Here is a 14,563-nt window from a genome sequence, read left to right on the forward strand (position 1 = left end):
ACAGCCAAAGGTTGCCGATTTACCCGAATATTAACCCGGTACCTACATACTCTCTACGCGATCCGCCACCAGGACGGTGGACGCGGGGGGAATCAATGGCACTGACGTCGTTCATCGGAAAATTCGGACGGTTTCGTTTCTCGCGGCCCCGTTGGGGCATCCGCGGCAGCCTGTTCGCCGCCTTTGCTGTTATCGCGGGCATGGCGATCCTGATCAGTGCCGGTGCCGGCATGATTCTCGGTCAGCTCGGCGGCATGATGACAGACCTGAACGGCCGGGACATTCCGAAACTGACCGCCAGCCTTCAACTGGCCACCGCCAGCGAGAGCCTTGCCAGCCAGGGCCCGATGCTGCTGGCATCGAGCAGCCCCGACGTTCTGAAGGAACGCTCGCAGCGCATGCGGGATACGCACAAGATTGCAGTCGAGAAGCTCGACACCATCGCCAAGCTCGGCGCCGACAAGGCCGTGGTCGCCGCCCTGGCCGATACCGTCAAGAACATCGAAGACACGATTCGCAGCCTTGGCGCTGCCACCCAGGAACGTCTCGACGCCGTCGCCCAGCATCAGAAGCAATACGACTCCCTGCGCGCCGCTGCGGCAAACTTCGTCAAGATGTCGGAGCCAGCTGCCACCGACGCCCAGAACGTGATGAACGACACGCTGCGGGCAACAGTTTTCTCGGCCGAAGATTCGGGCGAAGCCGCGCGAGTCATCGTGCAGGTCGGCGAAGTCGTCGCCAGCACCAACCTGATCTCGTCCGATCTGATGGCCGCACTGTCGGCCGGCTCGTCCGAAGCGCTCTCTCCGATCGAAGACAACTTCAAGGCCGCACAAGCTCGCGTCAAATCGAATCTCGATGCCCTCGTCGGCATCAAAGGGACCAAAGAACTCAAGGAAGCCGCCCTGCAGCTGCTGGCGATCGGCGACGGCAAAAACAGCGTCTTCAAGGTGCGCCAGAAAGAGATGGACACCGTCGAATATGGCGAACTCATTCTCGACGAGACGCGCAAGCTCAATGTCGGCCTCGGCATGAGCGTCAAGCAACTGGTCGACAAGGTACGCAGCGAAACCGATGCCGCCACGACACAGGCACAGACGACAATCACGCTGGCGACGCAGGTGATGCTCGGCCTCGGCGCGCTGACGCTGATCGGATCGGCATTGTTCGTCTGGCTCTATGTCGGCCGCAGCATCCTGCGCCGGCTCGCGCAATTGCAGCGCGCGATGCAGCGGCTGTCCAGCGGAGATCTCGACACCGAGATCGCCCGCAGCCGCCAGCAGGACGAAATCGCGGCGATGGCAGGCACGCTCGAAGTGTTCCGCGACAGCATGATCAACGCCCGCACGCTCAGCGCGGAGCAGGATCGGGACCGCATCGCCAAGGGCGAACGCACGTCGCGCATCGAAGCCCGCATCGTCGACTTCGAGAGCAAGGTGCGCACCGCTTTGGAGAAGCTGCAGAGCTCGGCCGATTCCATGCAATCGACCGCACAGAGCATGACGGCTACGGCCGATCGTTCCAGCGCGCTGGTCAGCGCCGTCGCGTCGGCCGCAGAGGAAACCTCGGTGAACGTCCAGACGGTGTCGGCCGGGACCGAGCAACTGTCGTCATCGATCAACGAGATCAGCCGACAGGTCGTCACGTCAACCGAAATCGCCGCAAAGGCCGTCAACGAGGCCGGCGAAACCGATGTAACGATGCAGGGCTTGGCCGACAACGCCAATCGCATCAGTGTGGTGATCGATCTGATCCAGACCATCGCGTCGCAGACCAACCTCCTGGCGCTCAACGCGACCATCGAGGCGGCACGCGCGGGCGACGCAGGCCGGGGCTTCGCCGTGGTGGCTTCGGAAGTGAAGAGCCTTGCCGATCAGACCGCAAAGGCCACCGACGAGATTCGCACGCAGATCGTCTCGATGCAGCAGGTCACGTCCACCGCCGTCGGAGCGATCCGCAACATCGGGCAGACCATCGCCGAGATCAATCATGTGAGTGCCGCCATCGCCACCGCCGTCGAACAGCAAGGTGCGGCAACACGCGAGATCGCGCGCAACATCCAGCATGCCGCGGGCGGCACCAGCGAAGTGTCGAGCAACATCGTCGGTGTCAGCGATGCATCGACGCAGGCCGGCACGGCTGCCAACGACGTGCTCGGCGCCTCGGGTGAACTGCGCCGCGAGGCCGACGTTCTTCGTGGTGAAATCGACGAATTCCTGTCGAGTATCCGCGCGGCCTAAGGCGACAATCCAGCGCATGGCTGCACCCGGCCAGCGTCATTGCTCCAACCCTCAAAATCATGGACTGCTTTCACAGCAGCCCATGATCGGTGGTTGCGCAGAATGTAAGGATTGCGTGAATGCCCCCAACTCCCTCTGCATGGACATCGACCGAACTGCGCCACGACTGGCAACGCCATGAAGCCCAGGCACTCTATGATTTGCCGTTTGCAGACCTGATTTTTCAGGCGCAGAGCACCCACCGCAGCAATTTCGATCCGAATCACGTCGAGACCGCGAGCCTGCTCAGCATCAAGACCGGCGGCTGCGCGGAAGATTGCGGTTATTGCTCGCAAAGCGCGCACTACAACACTGACGTCAAGGCGACCAAGCTAATGGACCGCGACGCCGTGGTTGCCACGGCGCAGCGCGCAAAGGATGCCGGTGCGAGCCGCTTCTGCATGGCCGCAGCCTGGCGCAATCCCAAGGACAAGGATCTCGACCGCGTCTGCGACATGGTCAGTGCGGTGAAGGATCTCGGCCTCGAGACCTGCGCGACGCTGGGCATGCTCACGGAAGATCAGGCCAAGCGCCTGCAGGACGCCGGGCTCGACTTCTACAATCACAATGTCGATACCTCGCCAGAATTCTACGGCAAGATCATCACCACGCGCACGATGGAAGATCGCATCGAGACATTGGCGCGGGCGCGCCATGCGGGCCTCAAGGTCTGCTGCGGCGGTATCATCGGCATGGGCGAGCAGGTCGAGGATCGTCTGGGCATGCTGATGCTGCTGGCGAACCTGCCGCATCATCCGGACAGCGTGCCGATCAATATGTGGAACGAGGTGAAGGGTGTGCCGGTCAACGACACTGCCGAACGCCCGGATCCGATCGCGCTGGTCCGCATGATTGCCGTGGCGCGTATCATGATGCCGAAGAGCGTGGTGCGGCTTTCCGCCGGACGGCAATATATGACCGATGAATTGCAGGCACTGTGCTTCGTCGCCGGCGCCAATTCCATCTTCATCGGCGACGTGCTGCTGACCACGAAGAACCCCCAGACCGACCGCGACGCCAACCTGCTGGACCGGCTGGGCATGACCTCGCGGCTCGACGACGTGAGCGGAAAGAGCACGCCGACTCCGCCGGTTACCGCTTCAGCACAGGCCGATATGCGCGCCAGCGCATAAACCCATGCCCTGCGCCAGCCGAATTTGTGCTGGCGCAGGGGTCCTTGGCCCGCTAAGCCGGATGAAAAGGACATTGTGACAGAACCGATGCATTCGAAAACAGACGCCAGCACAAAGCCAGCCGATGACCTCCGCTATCCCTGGGAGAACCATCCCGGGACCGATCAGGTGGTCGAAATTGCTCCGGGCGTTCTCTGGATGCGGCTCGACCTGCCGTTTCGCCTCAACCATGTGAACATCTATCTGCTCGCCGACGGCGACGGCTGGGCCATGGTGGATACCGGCATCGGCAATGACGCCACCATCGCTGCATGGACGAAACTGTTCGAAGGTCCGCTGAAGGGCAAGCCGATCAGCAAGGTGATTGTCACCCACGCGCATCCCGATCATGTCGGCCAGGCCGGCTGGATGGTGCAGCGGTTCAACTGCCCGTTCTATATGTCGCAAGTCGAATATCTGCAGGGCGTCTATCACCAGCACCGCCGCACCGAAGAGCGCATCGTCAATATGCGGCAGTTCTTCCATCGCCACGGCATGGATGCAGATATCACCGAGCAATTGCTCGGCCGCGGCCAGGAGTATCTGAAGAAGACGGTGCCGCTGCCGGCGGCCTATCGCCGGCTGTCCGATGGCGACGATCTCGTGATCGGCACGCGCACCTTCCGCGTGCTCACCGGCGCCGGCCATTCGCCGGATCAGGTGATGCTGTATTGCGAGGCCGACAAACTGTTCCTGTCGGCTGATCAGGTGCTCAGCAAGATCTCGCCCAATGTCAGCGTCTGGGCGCATGAGCCCGACGAGAATTCGCTCGGCTCCTATCTGCATTCGCTGAAGCGCCTCGCCGATACGCTGCCCGATGACGTGCTCGTGCTCCCGGGTCACGGCGTGCCGTTTCATGGCCTCAAGATTCGCATCGAGCAGCTCGCAGACCATCACGAAGAGCGCTGCCAGATGATCGCCGCCGCATGCAAGGATACCGGCAAGACCTCGGCCGAACTGGTGCCGGTGGTGTTTCACAAGCACAAGCTGGATGCCCACCAGACCGGATTTGCCGCCGGCGAATTGATCGCCCACGTCAATCACATGCTGGCGCAGAAGCGGCTGACCTCGACAATGGGCGCCGATGGCATGCTGCGGTTCAAATCGGCGTAACCTGCAGCGCAGCAAAAATTCGTGAACGACCTCAGGCTCTTGATGCACATCAAAAGCTGCGGCGCTTGGTCAAATTGACCAATTGCGCCTCGACAGCCAAGCTGGAAAAGCTCTAAAACGCACCTGACGCTGGGTTCGGGTTTCGTTTTTGGGTCTTTTGCGATGGATTACAGCAAGTTCTTCAGTGACGCGCTCAATCGTTTGCATGACGAGCGCCGCTATCGTGTCTTCGCCGACCTCGAGCGCATTGCCGGTCGGTTCCCGCATGCGGTCTGGCACACGCCGCAAGGTCCGCGGAATGTCGTGATCTGGTGCTCCAACGATTATCTCGGCATGGGCCAGCACCCCAAAGTGGTTGGCGCCATGGTCGAGACCGCGACCCGCGTCGGCACCGGTGCCGGCGGGACCCGCAATATCGCAGGCACCCATCATCCGCTGGTGCAGCTCGAGGAAGAACTCGCGGACCTCCACGGCAAGCAGGCCGCACTGCTGTTCACCTCTGGCTATGTCTCGAACCAGACCGGCATTTCCACGCTCGCCAAGCTGATGCCGAATTGCCTGATCCTGTCCGACGCACTGAATCATAACTCGATGATCGAAGGCATCCGGCAGGCCGGCTGCGACCGCGTCGTGTTCCGTCACAACGACGTCGCGCATCTCGAGGAACTGCTAAAGGCTGCAGATCCCGCGCGTCCGAAGCTGATCGCCTGCGAGAGTCTGTATTCGATGGATGGCGACGTCGCGCCGCTGGCTGCGATCTGCGATCTCGCCGAACGTTACGGCGCGATGACCTATGTCGATGAAGTCCATGCGGTCGGCATGTATGGCCCACGCGGCGGCGGCATCGCCGAGCGCGACGGCGTGATGCACCGCATCGACGTACTGGAAGGCACGCTGGCCAAGGCCTATGGCTGCCTCGGCGGCTATATCGCAGCAAACAAGGACATTGTGGATGCCGTGCGCTCCTATGCGCCGGGCTTTATCTTCACCACCGCGCTCCCGCCGGCGATCTGCTCGGCCGCGACCGCAGCGATCAAACACCTGAAGAGCTCAAGCTGGGAGCGTGAGCGTCATCAGGACCGCGCCGCGCGGGTCAAGGCGATCCTCACCGCGGCCGGCATTCCGGTGATGTCCACCGACACCCATATCGTGCCGGTGTTCGTCGGCGATGCCGAACTTTGCAAGAAGGCCTGCGATCTGCTGCTCGAAGATCACGGCATCTACATCCAGCCTATCAACTACCCGACCGTCGCCAAGGGCGCCGAGCGCCTCCGCATCACGCCGTCGCCCTATCACGACGACGTGCTGATCGATCACCTCGCGGAATCGCTGCTGCAGGTGTGGGATGAACTCGGCCTGCCACTGCGCACCAAGGCGCTGGCAGCGGAGTAATCCTCTCACGGCCGTCATTGCGAGCGCAGCGAAGCAATCCAGAGGCCCGAAGCGAAGACTGGATTGCTTCGTCGCTATGCTCCTCGCAATGACGCGGAGAGAACGGCGCCCGCCTCAAACGAGTCACCATTATGGACATCATCTGGAAAGGTATTCTCGGCGGACTGCTCACCGCCCTGATTGCCTGGTTGTCCAAACGGGGCAACACGCTGCCCGGCATTCTGCCGTTGTTTCCGACCTTTGCGATCATTGCGCTCCTCATCGTCGGCGCAAAAGGCGACAGCGCAGGCTTCCGGGAAGCCTGCATGGCCGGCGCGAAGACCATTCCGGCCTATCTCGCTTTTCTCGGCATCTGCTATCTCACGGTCGGCACGTTCGATTACCGCCTCGCTCTGCTGGCCGGCGTGACCGCGTGGCTGTTCATTATCCTGATCGCCTTTTTCGGCCCGCGCTGGATTTAACGACAATCCGGCATTCCCCGGCGTCCGGCCAAATCCCTGTCGCCTGCACCGGCGCAACCGGCTAGATTTTCGCCTGACGGACGGGCTTGCGCCCGCCAAAGGGAGCACGCACGATGCTGCACGACTGGGGCGTGATTGTTGCCGCCCTCTGCTACATCGGATTTCTGTTTTGCGTCGCCAGCTATGGCGACCGGATCGCGCTGTTCCAGAGCGGCCGCGCCAAGGCCGTCATCTATCCGCTGTCGCTGGCGATCTATTGCACGTCATGGACGTTCTTCGGCTCGGTCGGCGTGGCCAGCCGGACCAGCGTGGATTTCCTCGCGATCTATGTCGGCCCGATCCTGTTCTTTGCCTTCTTCTCGCCCGTGCTGCGGCGTGTAATCCATCTCGCCAAGACCCAGAACATCACCTCGATCGCCGACTTTATCGCCGCACGTTACGGCAAGAGCCAGGCCGTCGCCGCCACCGTCGCCGTGATCGCCATCATCGGCTCGGTTCCGTACATTGCGCTGCAGCTGAAAGCCGTCGCATCGTCGCTGGAAACGATCCTCGGCGAGGACAAGGCCATTGCCGGCGTTCCCATCGTCGGCGATATGGCGCTGGTCGTGACTCTTGCCATGGCGATGTTCGCTGTCCTGTTCGGCACAAGGCAGACCAACGCGACCGAGCATCAGCACGGCCTGATGCTCGCCGTGGCTACCGAATCCATCGTCAAGCTGGTGGTGTTCATCATCGCCGGCGCCTTCGTGACATTCTGGATGTTCGGCCCCTCCGAGCTGGTCGAGCGCGCGATGAAGACACCGGAGGCGATGCGCGCCATCAACTATGTGCCGTCGTTCGGCAATTTCCTCACGATGGTGCTGCTGTCGTTCTGCGCCATCATGTTGCTGCCCCGGCAGTTCCACGTCAGCGTCGTCGAGAATTCCAGCGACTCCGAAGTGAGCCGCGCGCGCTGGCTGTTTCCCACCTATCTAATCGCCATCAACCTGTTCGTCATTCCGATCGCCCTGGCGGGCCTCGTGACCTTTCCGTTCGGCGCCGTCGACAGCGACATGTATGTACTGGCGCTGCCGATCGAGGCCGGCTCCAGCGCGCTCAGCATGGCTGTGTTCATCGGCGGCTTGTCGGCTGCCACCGCGATGGTGATCGTCGAATGCGTTGCGCTGGCCATTATGGTGTCCAACGATATCGTGTTGCCACTGGTCTTGCGGCGCGGGCCACAGACTCAGAATGAGCAGACCGACTTCGGCAACTTCCTGCTCAAGGCAAGACGGTTTTCGATCTTCGCCATCATGGTGATGGCCTATTTTTATTTCCGCGCACTCGGCAATACGCAACTGGCCGCCATCGGCCTGCTGTCATTTGCCGCCATTGCGCAACTAGCTCCAGCTTTCTTTGGCGGGCTGATCTGGCGGCGCGCGACCGCCCGCGGCGCCATGGGCGGCATGGTGGTCGGCTTCTTCGTGTGGGCCTATACGCTGTTCATCCCGAGCTTCCTTGAAGGCAGCACCGCAGGCGTCCTGTTCCTGCAGCACGGCCCGTTCGGCATCGAGGCGTTGCGGCCGCAGGATCTGCTCGGCACTGAATTGCCGCCGCTGCTGCACGGCACACTCTGGAGCCTGTCGCTCAATATCCTGACCTATATCGTGCTGTCGCTGATGCGGGCGCCGTCGTCGATCGAACGGCTGCAGGCCGATGTCTTCGTGCCGAATACGCTGGCGCCGATCACACCGGCATTCCGGCGCTGGCGGACCACAGTCACGGTGCAGGATATCCTCAGCACCGTGACCCAATATCTCGGCCCGGACCGCGCGCGCGAATCCTTCGATGCTTTCGCCACGCGTCGCCGTGTCGATCTCGATCCGGCCGCACCTGCGGATTTCGAACTGCTGCAGCATGCAGAATATCTGATCGCGTCATCGATCGGCGCAGCCTCGTCCCGGGTGGTGATGTCGCTGCTGCTGCGCAAGCGCACGGTGTCGGCCAAGGCGGCGCTGAAGCTGCTCGACGATTCGCATGCGGCGCTGCATTTCAATCGCGAGATCCTGCAGACTGCGCTCAATCACGTCCGCCAGGGCATCGCCGTCTTCAACCCCGATCTGCAGCTGATCGTCTCCAACCGGCAGTTCGGCGAACTGCTCGGCCTCCCGCCGCAGATCGTGCAGATCGGCATTCCGCTGCGGGAGATTCTGGAATTCATCGGCATCCAGAGCGCATCGCCTTACGGCGACAACGAAACGCTGACGCAGGCGCGGCTGGCTGCCTACACCACCGAGGGCGAGCCCTATCTTGAACGTCTTCAGGACCGCCAGATCGTCATCGAAGTACGTACCAACAAGATGCCCGATGGCGGGCTCGTGCTCACCTTCTCCGACGTCACGCCCAGCTTCGAGGCAGCAGAAGCGCTGGAGCGCGCCAATGCCACGCTGGAAAAACGCGTCCGCGACCGCACCGAGGAACTGACGCGACTGAATTCTGAACTGGCGCTCGCCAAGAGCACTGCGGAAGACGCCAACATCTCAAAGACTCGCTTTCTGGCCGCCGCCAGCCACGACATTCTGCAGCCGCTCAACGCCGCACGGCTCTATGTCACCAGCCTGGTCGAACGAAAGAGCGGCGGCGAGGATGCCCGGCTGGTCGAGAATATCGACGACTCGCTGGAGGCCATCGAGGAAATCCTCGGCGCGCTGCTCGACATCTCGCGCCTCGATGCCGGCGCCATGAGCCCTGCGATTTCGAGTTTCCGCATCGGCGACCTGATGCGCTCGCTCGAGATCGAATATGCGCCGATCGCGCACGCCCGCGGCGTCAAGCTCACATTCGTGCCGTGCTCACTGCCCGTCGAATCCGATCGCCTGATGCTGCGCCGTCTTCTGCAGAACCTGATCTCGAACGCGATCAAATACACGCCGCATGGCAGCGTGCTGGTCGGCTGCCGGCGCCGCGGCAAGGCCTTGCAGATTGGCATCTACGATACCGGCGTCGGCATTCCGATCCTCAAGCGCGGCGAGATTTTCAAGGAATTTCACCGGCTCGAACAGGGTGCGCGGATCGCGCGTGGCCTCGGGCTGGGCCTGTCGATCGTCAAGCGCCTCGCGCATGTGCTCAATCACGGCATCGCGCTGGACTCCAATCGCAGCGGCGGCTCGTTCTTCTCGGTGACGGTGCCGGTGGCCAAGGCGATCAATCACACCACCGCGGTCACCAGCGCGACGCCGCTGTCGAAGTCACCGATGTCGGGCACGCTCGTTGTCTGTATCGAGAACGACATGGCGATTCTCGATGGCATGAAGACGCTGCTGCAGGCCTGGGGAGCCGAGGTCGTCGCAGTCGCGGATCCGGAAGCCGCGATGAATGCGATTGCCGAAATCCAGGGCTCGGGCCGCCGCCTCACCGGCCTGCTGGTCGATTACCATCTCGACCGCGGCAACGGCGTCGCCGCGATCCGGGAAATCCGCAACCGTTTCGGCAAGGAGATCCCGGCCATCCTGATCACCGCCGACCGCAGCCCGCATGTGCAGTCCGCCGCGCGCCAGGACAAGATCGCGGTGTTGAACAAACCGGTCAAACCGGCGTCGCTGCGCGCTCTGCTCGGGCAATGGCGCACGCAGCAGATGATCGCGGCGGAATAGTCCGATTATTGCGGCGTCTGCTCGCCCTGGCGCCACTGGCCGCCGGCGATCTTCGCCGCGGCGATGACAGCCTGCGTGCGGCTCTCGACACCGAGCTTCTGCAGAATCGCCGAGACATGCGCCTTGATGGTCGCTTCTGACACGCCAAGCTCATAGGCGATCTGCTTGTTGAGCAGACCCTGCGACAGCATCATCAGCACGCGGACCTGCTGCGGCGTCAGCGTCACCAACCGATCGCGCAGTTTGCTCATTTCCGGATCGGCCGCTGCGGACATGTCGACGTCCGGTGGAACCCAGACGTCGCCATCCATCACGCGCACGATGGCGTCGCGCAGCGTATCGACCCCGAAGCGCTTTGGAATGAAGCCTGACGCGCCAAAGTCCAGCGATTGGCGGATCGTACCGACGTCATCGCTGGCGGAGACGATAACCACCGGAATCGCGGGATACTGTGCCCGGAGGTAAATCAGTCCCGAGAAACCTGATATCCCCGGCATCGACAGATCGAGCAGGATCAGATCGACGTCGGAATCCTGTTCCAGCAGTTTGGTCAGATCCTCGAATGTACCAGCTTCATCGACCGTGGTCGTCGGCAGCACACTGCTGACCGCCTGCCGCAATGCACCGCGGAACAACGGATGATCGTCGGCAATAATGAGGCGCGAGGGAGCGATAACGGTCATCAAAATCCATGCAAAAATCTTGCGGCGAACCAGCGACCGCGTTGAGACGACGCGCAAAAGCGCATTTCGCCACAAGTGTCCCCCGCGCGACAACGTCTTGCAAGCGTCCAATGCTGCCACGCGGTAAATTGGTGAACGCGGGCGATTGTGCGGCGCAATATTTCATATGCACGCGCACGGGCGGAAGGACGTTTTCGCCACTGCGACGTCTGCGCGCAGCCCCTTGCGCACGGCCTAAAGTCGTATTGGGTCGCATTTCCCCGCAATGCTACCTTTTGCATCGAAGTTCTCTGCAATGAGCCGACAGAAGTTCGGCGCAGCGAGCGAGAAGCCACAATAAATTTTGCAACGGATTTGGGGAGCGATTCAAACATGTCCACCATCGCAGCAACATCGGCGAAAGCCCAAGGGATGACGAAGGACGAACGCTTCGTCATCTTCGCGTCATCGCTCGGCACTGTTTTCGAATGGTATGACTTCTACCTGTTCGGCTCGCTTGCCGGCATCATCGGCGCGCAGTTCTTCGGCGTGATCGATCCCGCCACCAAGCTGCCGATGTTCAATCAGGCCACGCGCGACATCTTCGCGCTGCTGGCCTTCGCCGCGGGCTTTATCGTTCGTCCGTTTGGCGCCATCGTGTTCGGACGCGTCGGCGACATCGTCGGCCGCAAGTATACGTTCCTCGTCACCATCCTCATCATGGGCCTGTCGACCTTCATCGTCGGCATCCTGCCTAACGCAGCGACCATCGGCATCGCGGCTCCGATCATCCTGATCGGCCTGCGTCTGCTGCAGGGCCTTGCGCTCGGCGGCGAATATGGCGGCGCGGCAACTTATGTGGCGGAGCACTCGCCGGCCGGCAAGCGCGGCTACTACACGTCGTTCATTCAGACTACGGCCACGCTCGGCCTGTTCCTGTCGCTGCTCGTGATCCTGTTCACGCGGTCGGCGCTGGGTGAGCCTGAATTCGCCGCCTGGGGCTGGAGAATTCCGTTCCTGGTCTCGGTGGTTCTGCTCGGCATCTCGGTCTGGATCCGTCTGCGCCTGAATGAATCGCCCGTGTTCCAGAAGATGAAGGACGAGGGCAAGGGCTCCAAGGCTCCGCTCACCGAAGCCTTCGGCAACTGGAGCAACGCCAAGATCGTGCTGATCGCACTGTTCGGCGGCGTGATGGGCCAGGGCGTGGTCTGGTACACCGGCCAGTTCTACGCGCTGTTCTTCATGCAATCGATCCTCAAGGTCGACGGTTACACCGCGAATCTCCTGATCGCGTGGTCGCTGCTGCTCGGCACCGGCTTCTTCGTGTTCTGGGGTGCCCTGTCCGACAAGATCGGCCGCAAGCCGATCATTCTGGCAGGCTGCCTGATCGCAGCGCTGACCTTCTTCCCGATCTTTCGGATGATCACCACCAACGCCAACCCGACTCTGGAAAAGGCGATCGAGACCGTGAAGGTGGAAGTCGTTTCAGATCCCGCGCTGTGCGGCGATCTGTTCAACCCGGTCGGCACCCGCGTGTTCTCCACGCCTTGCGATACGGCCCGCGCCTATCTGGCCCAGTCGTCGGTCAAGTACTCGACCGCCTACGGTGCAGCGGGCTCGGGCGTGAAGGTCGTCGTCAACGGCAAGGACGTGCCCTACACCGCGGCTGCAGCGTCGAACCCGCAGGTTCTCGCAGCGGTTCAGGCAGCGGGCTATCCCAAGGCGGGCGACGCGCAGATCGTGAAGATGGCGCATCCGTTCGATATCTTCCGTCCGCAGGTCGCGGCGGTGATCGGACTGCTGTTCGTCCTGGTGCTGTTCGTGACCATGGTCTACGGGCCGATCGCGGCAATGCTGGTCGAACTGTTCCCGACCAAGATCCGCTACACCTCGATGTCGCTGCCCTACCACATCGGCAACGGCTGGTTCGGCGGACTTCTCCCGGCGACCGCCTTCGCCATCGTGGCCTCGACCGGCGATATCTATGCCGGCTTGTGGTACCCGATCATCTTCGCGGCAATCACCGTGGTCGTCGGCTTCTTCTTCCTGCCGGAGACCAAGGACGTCGATATCAGCGCGAACTAATCTCGCCCAGCCGGCAGCCTGGCTGCCGGCAGACACGACGACGACAAACCGGCCGCGGAGCAATCCGCGGCCTTTTTTTTGTTTCGGCAGATCTGCGAGCGTCAGGTCGCGCCGACGAACTGCAGCACCACCTCGCGGCGATGCGGGCGGGCGCGGTGTTCGATCAGATAGATCCCCTGCCAGGTTCCAAGCGCGAGCTTGCCTGACAGAACCGGGATGTGCAGCGAGGTTGCGGTCAGCATGGTACGAACATGCGCCGGCATATCGTCGGGACCCTCCGTATCGTGCGTCCAGTTAAAATCCTGAGGCGCAAGACGATCGAGCGTTGTCATGAGATCGACCAGCACGGAAGGATCGGCGTTTTCCTGGATGGTGAGCGACGCTGAGGTATGGCGGACGAACAGCGTCAACGCACCTTCACGGGCCTCGATCTCGCTCAGGAATTTGCCGACCTCGCGGGTCAGATCGACGAAACCCGCACCGGATGTCTGCACCGTCAGTAGCGACGACACGACGGTTTCGATGCGAACTGCAGACAGCGCGCTGTGCGTGATGGATCTGGCTGATGTCACGACGCGAACCTTTCGACTGGTGGATCTTCTGATGAACCAAAACGCCGAGATGGCGTTCCCACTTCAATCAGGATGGACAAGGGAAAACGCCATGAAGCCTAAAACATCAAGGGACATTCCGGGGCCGGGGCCACGCAAGGACGAACAGCGCGCGCAGGAGAAAGCGGTGATTAAGGACGCAGACAAGACCGATCAAGCCGACCGCGACGCCATCCATGGCGATGGCGACGATATCGGGCTCGACCGCAAATAAGAGCTGCGCACTGCGTTAATCGTCAGAGCTAACCACATCTGCGCGGTGAATTTCCTCGCCCTCTTCGTTGCGGACGGAAATGGCGAAGTGCTTGCCGCGGAGCTCGGGCCTGATCTTGTAAATATCGCCTGCGAGCTTGTCGGCGACCTCAGCGGCCAGCAATTCATTGCGCAAAATCTGCCCGGAAGCGTCGGGCACGGTCGTCCCATCGACGAGATCAAAATAAAATCTCGGCATCAAAGTGCTCCCTTAAGTCGAAAAACGTACGATTTGGCTCCTCTCTGCTAGTACCGAATTATTCTCGATATCGCGGCAAAAGGCGCTGCGATAATACCAGTCAGCTATGTGAGCGCTGCCATCCGGCGCTAAACTCGCAGCGCTCAGATCTTCCCGCTGGAATCGCGCTGGATGCGGCTGGCCATGTCGACAAGGCGACGCCACGCGTTTTCGACAAAGGCCATCACCCGATCGACGTCGCGTTCGCTCGGCAGCGGAATCTCGATCTTCCTCTCGCCATCCGCACTCCCTGGTTTTCCGGGCTTCAGCGAATCCTGCTTCGGGAGCGCTTCATCGGTCTTGCCGGCGACGGCTGGACCGCGCTGGGCAAGCTCCGCCTTCAGCTTGTCGTTGTCCCTCTGCAACCGCCCGATCTCGGTATCGAGCGCGGCACGTTCATCCGGCAAGACATAGCAGGCCCAGCCGGATCCCTTATCCGTGCATGTCGAAACCGTGCCGGTGCGGGTATCCAGGCGGATGACGCCTTCAGCGATCGGCGACAGCGAATAACGGCCATTCTCGATGTCCGGGAGGGCCTGCGCAGACGCACTGACGATCCCGGCCATCAGAACCGCGCCAACCCGCGCAGCGTACCGCATGGGCTGTCCGGGGGAGGCAAAACGCACCACAGCATTCTTCATGGAGATGCTCCGCGTTGCGAGTTCG

The 14,563-nt window shown here is 61.9% G+C and carries 12 protein-coding genes; 8 read left to right on the forward strand and 4 right to left on the reverse strand.

Translation table 11 applies throughout. The features are described from left to right. Window positions 1-95: 95 nt before the first annotated feature. The 6 genes from AB8A23_RS02655 to AB8A23_RS02680 all read left to right on the forward strand — a co-directional run bounded on the left by AB8A23_RS02655 (window position 96) and on the right by AB8A23_RS02680 (window position 10,049). Complete coding sequence (locus tag AB8A23_RS02655) at window positions 96-2,240, forward strand: methyl-accepting chemotaxis protein (RefSeq protein WP_439056962.1); 2,145 nt, start codon at window positions 96-98, stop codon at window positions 2,238-2,240. A 119-nt stretch (window positions 2,241-2,359) separates the two neighbouring features. Next, window positions 2,360-3,412 carry a biotin synthase BioB gene (bioB, locus tag AB8A23_RS02660; protein ID WP_439056961.1) on the forward strand — a complete coding sequence of 351 codons (1,053 nt, stop codon included), beginning with the start codon at window positions 2,360-2,362 and terminating at the stop codon, window positions 3,410-3,412. Between the two features lie 87 nt (window positions 3,413-3,499). Beyond that, on the forward strand, window positions 3,500-4,564 hold the full coding sequence (locus AB8A23_RS02665; protein ID WP_439056960.1) for an MBL fold metallo-hydrolase: 1,065 nt from the start codon (window positions 3,500-3,502) through the stop codon (window positions 4,562-4,564). A gap of 162 nt (window positions 4,565-4,726) precedes the next feature. Further along, the gene (hemA, locus tag AB8A23_RS02670; protein WP_089266846.1) at window positions 4,727-5,956 is read left to right on the forward strand and encodes a 5-aminolevulinate synthase; all 1,230 of its coding nucleotides are present in this window, start codon (window positions 4,727-4,729) and stop codon (window positions 5,954-5,956) included. A 131-nt stretch (window positions 5,957-6,087) separates the two neighbouring features. Continuing rightward, entirely contained in the window at window positions 6,088-6,417 is a 330-nt protein-coding gene (locus tag AB8A23_RS02675) for a GlpM family protein (RefSeq protein ID WP_068732644.1), read from the forward strand. 113 nt (window positions 6,418-6,530) lie between these two features. Beyond that, a complete protein-coding gene (locus tag AB8A23_RS02680; RefSeq protein ID WP_439056959.1) occupies window positions 6,531-10,049 on the forward strand; it encodes a NahK/ErcS family hybrid sensor histidine kinase/response regulator in 3,519 nt (1,172 codons plus the stop codon). Between the two features lie 5 nt (window positions 10,050-10,054). Here the strand turns inward: AB8A23_RS02680 and AB8A23_RS02685 are convergent, their stop codons facing one another. Continuing rightward, window positions 10,055-10,732 (reverse strand): response regulator, encoded by a 678-nt coding sequence (locus AB8A23_RS02685; RefSeq protein WP_068732722.1) that lies wholly within the window; start codon window positions 10,730-10,732, stop codon window positions 10,055-10,057. A 411-nt stretch (window positions 10,733-11,143) separates the two neighbouring features. On the opposite strand from AB8A23_RS02685, the gene AB8A23_RS02690 reads away from it, so the two are divergent. Then, complete coding sequence (locus AB8A23_RS02690) at window positions 11,144-12,796, forward strand: MFS transporter (protein ID WP_374725619.1); 1,653 nt, start codon at window positions 11,144-11,146, stop codon at window positions 12,794-12,796. A gap of 101 nt (window positions 12,797-12,897) precedes the next feature. Here AB8A23_RS02690 and AB8A23_RS02695 read toward each other — a convergent pair whose 3' ends face one another. After that, complete coding sequence (locus AB8A23_RS02695) at window positions 12,898-13,368, reverse strand: secondary thiamine-phosphate synthase enzyme YjbQ (protein ID WP_439056958.1); 471 nt, start codon at window positions 13,366-13,368, stop codon at window positions 12,898-12,900. Here AB8A23_RS02695 and AB8A23_RS02700 point away from each other — a divergent pair. Further along, entirely contained in the window at window positions 13,319-13,621 is a 303-nt protein-coding gene (locus AB8A23_RS02700; protein WP_439060587.1) for a hypothetical protein, read from the forward strand. The two genes, AB8A23_RS02695 and AB8A23_RS02700, sit on opposite strands and share 50 nt — an antisense overlap. Before the next feature lie 15 nt (window positions 13,622-13,636). Here the strand turns inward: AB8A23_RS02700 and AB8A23_RS02705 are convergent, their stop codons facing one another. Together AB8A23_RS02705 and AB8A23_RS02710 are read right to left on the reverse strand one after the other, a co-directional pair. Further along, the gene (locus AB8A23_RS02705; protein ID WP_089266842.1) at window positions 13,637-13,858 is read right to left on the reverse strand and encodes a DUF6894 family protein; all 222 of its coding nucleotides are present in this window, start codon (window positions 13,856-13,858) and stop codon (window positions 13,637-13,639) included. Window positions 13,859-14,001: 143 nt separating this feature from the next. Next, window positions 14,002-14,496, reverse strand: a complete 495-nt coding sequence (locus AB8A23_RS02710; RefSeq protein WP_175365976.1) for a hypothetical protein — start codon at window positions 14,494-14,496, stop codon at window positions 14,002-14,004. Window positions 14,497-14,563: the final 67 nt, after the last annotated feature.

Source organism: Tardiphaga sp. 619_E2_N8_4, from assembly GCF_051810905.1.
GTDB classification, from domain to species: domain Bacteria; phylum Pseudomonadota; class Alphaproteobacteria; order Rhizobiales; family Xanthobacteraceae; genus Tardiphaga; species Tardiphaga robiniae.

What these genes read in the sequence shown, in the direction of transcription:
- AB8A23_RS02655 (WP_439056962.1), top strand. Translation starts at nt 96, where the DNA reads ATGGCACTGACGTCGTTCATCGGAAAATTCGGACGGTTTCGTTTCTCG.
- bioB (WP_439056961.1), top strand. Translation starts at nt 2,360, where the DNA reads ATGCCCCCAACTCCCTCTGCATGGACATCGACCGAACTGCGCCACGAC.
- AB8A23_RS02665 (WP_439056960.1), top strand. Translation starts at nt 3,500, where the DNA reads ATGCATTCGAAAACAGACGCCAGCACAAAGCCAGCCGATGACCTCCGC.
- hemA (WP_089266846.1), top strand. Translation starts at nt 4,727, where the DNA reads ATGGATTACAGCAAGTTCTTCAGTGACGCGCTCAATCGTTTGCATGAC.
- AB8A23_RS02675 (WP_068732644.1), top strand. Translation starts at nt 6,088, where the DNA reads ATGGACATCATCTGGAAAGGTATTCTCGGCGGACTGCTCACCGCCCTG.
- AB8A23_RS02680 (WP_439056959.1), top strand. Translation starts at nt 6,531, where the DNA reads ATGCTGCACGACTGGGGCGTGATTGTTGCCGCCCTCTGCTACATCGGA.
- AB8A23_RS02685 (WP_068732722.1), bottom strand. Translation starts at nt 10,732, where the DNA reads ATGACCGTTATCGCTCCCTCGCGCCTCATTATTGCCGACGATCATCCG.
- AB8A23_RS02690 (WP_374725619.1), top strand. Translation starts at nt 11,144, where the DNA reads ATGACGAAGGACGAACGCTTCGTCATCTTCGCGTCATCGCTCGGCACT.
- AB8A23_RS02700 (WP_439060587.1), top strand. Translation starts at nt 13,319, where the DNA reads ATGCGAACTGCAGACAGCGCGCTGTGCGTGATGGATCTGGCTGATGTC.
- AB8A23_RS02705 (WP_089266842.1), bottom strand. Translation starts at nt 13,858, where the DNA reads ATGCCGAGATTTTATTTTGATCTCGTCGATGGGACGACCGTGCCCGAC.
- AB8A23_RS02710 (WP_175365976.1), bottom strand. Translation starts at nt 14,496, where the DNA reads ATGCGGTACGCTGCGCGGGTTGGCGCGGTTCTGATGGCCGGGATCGTC.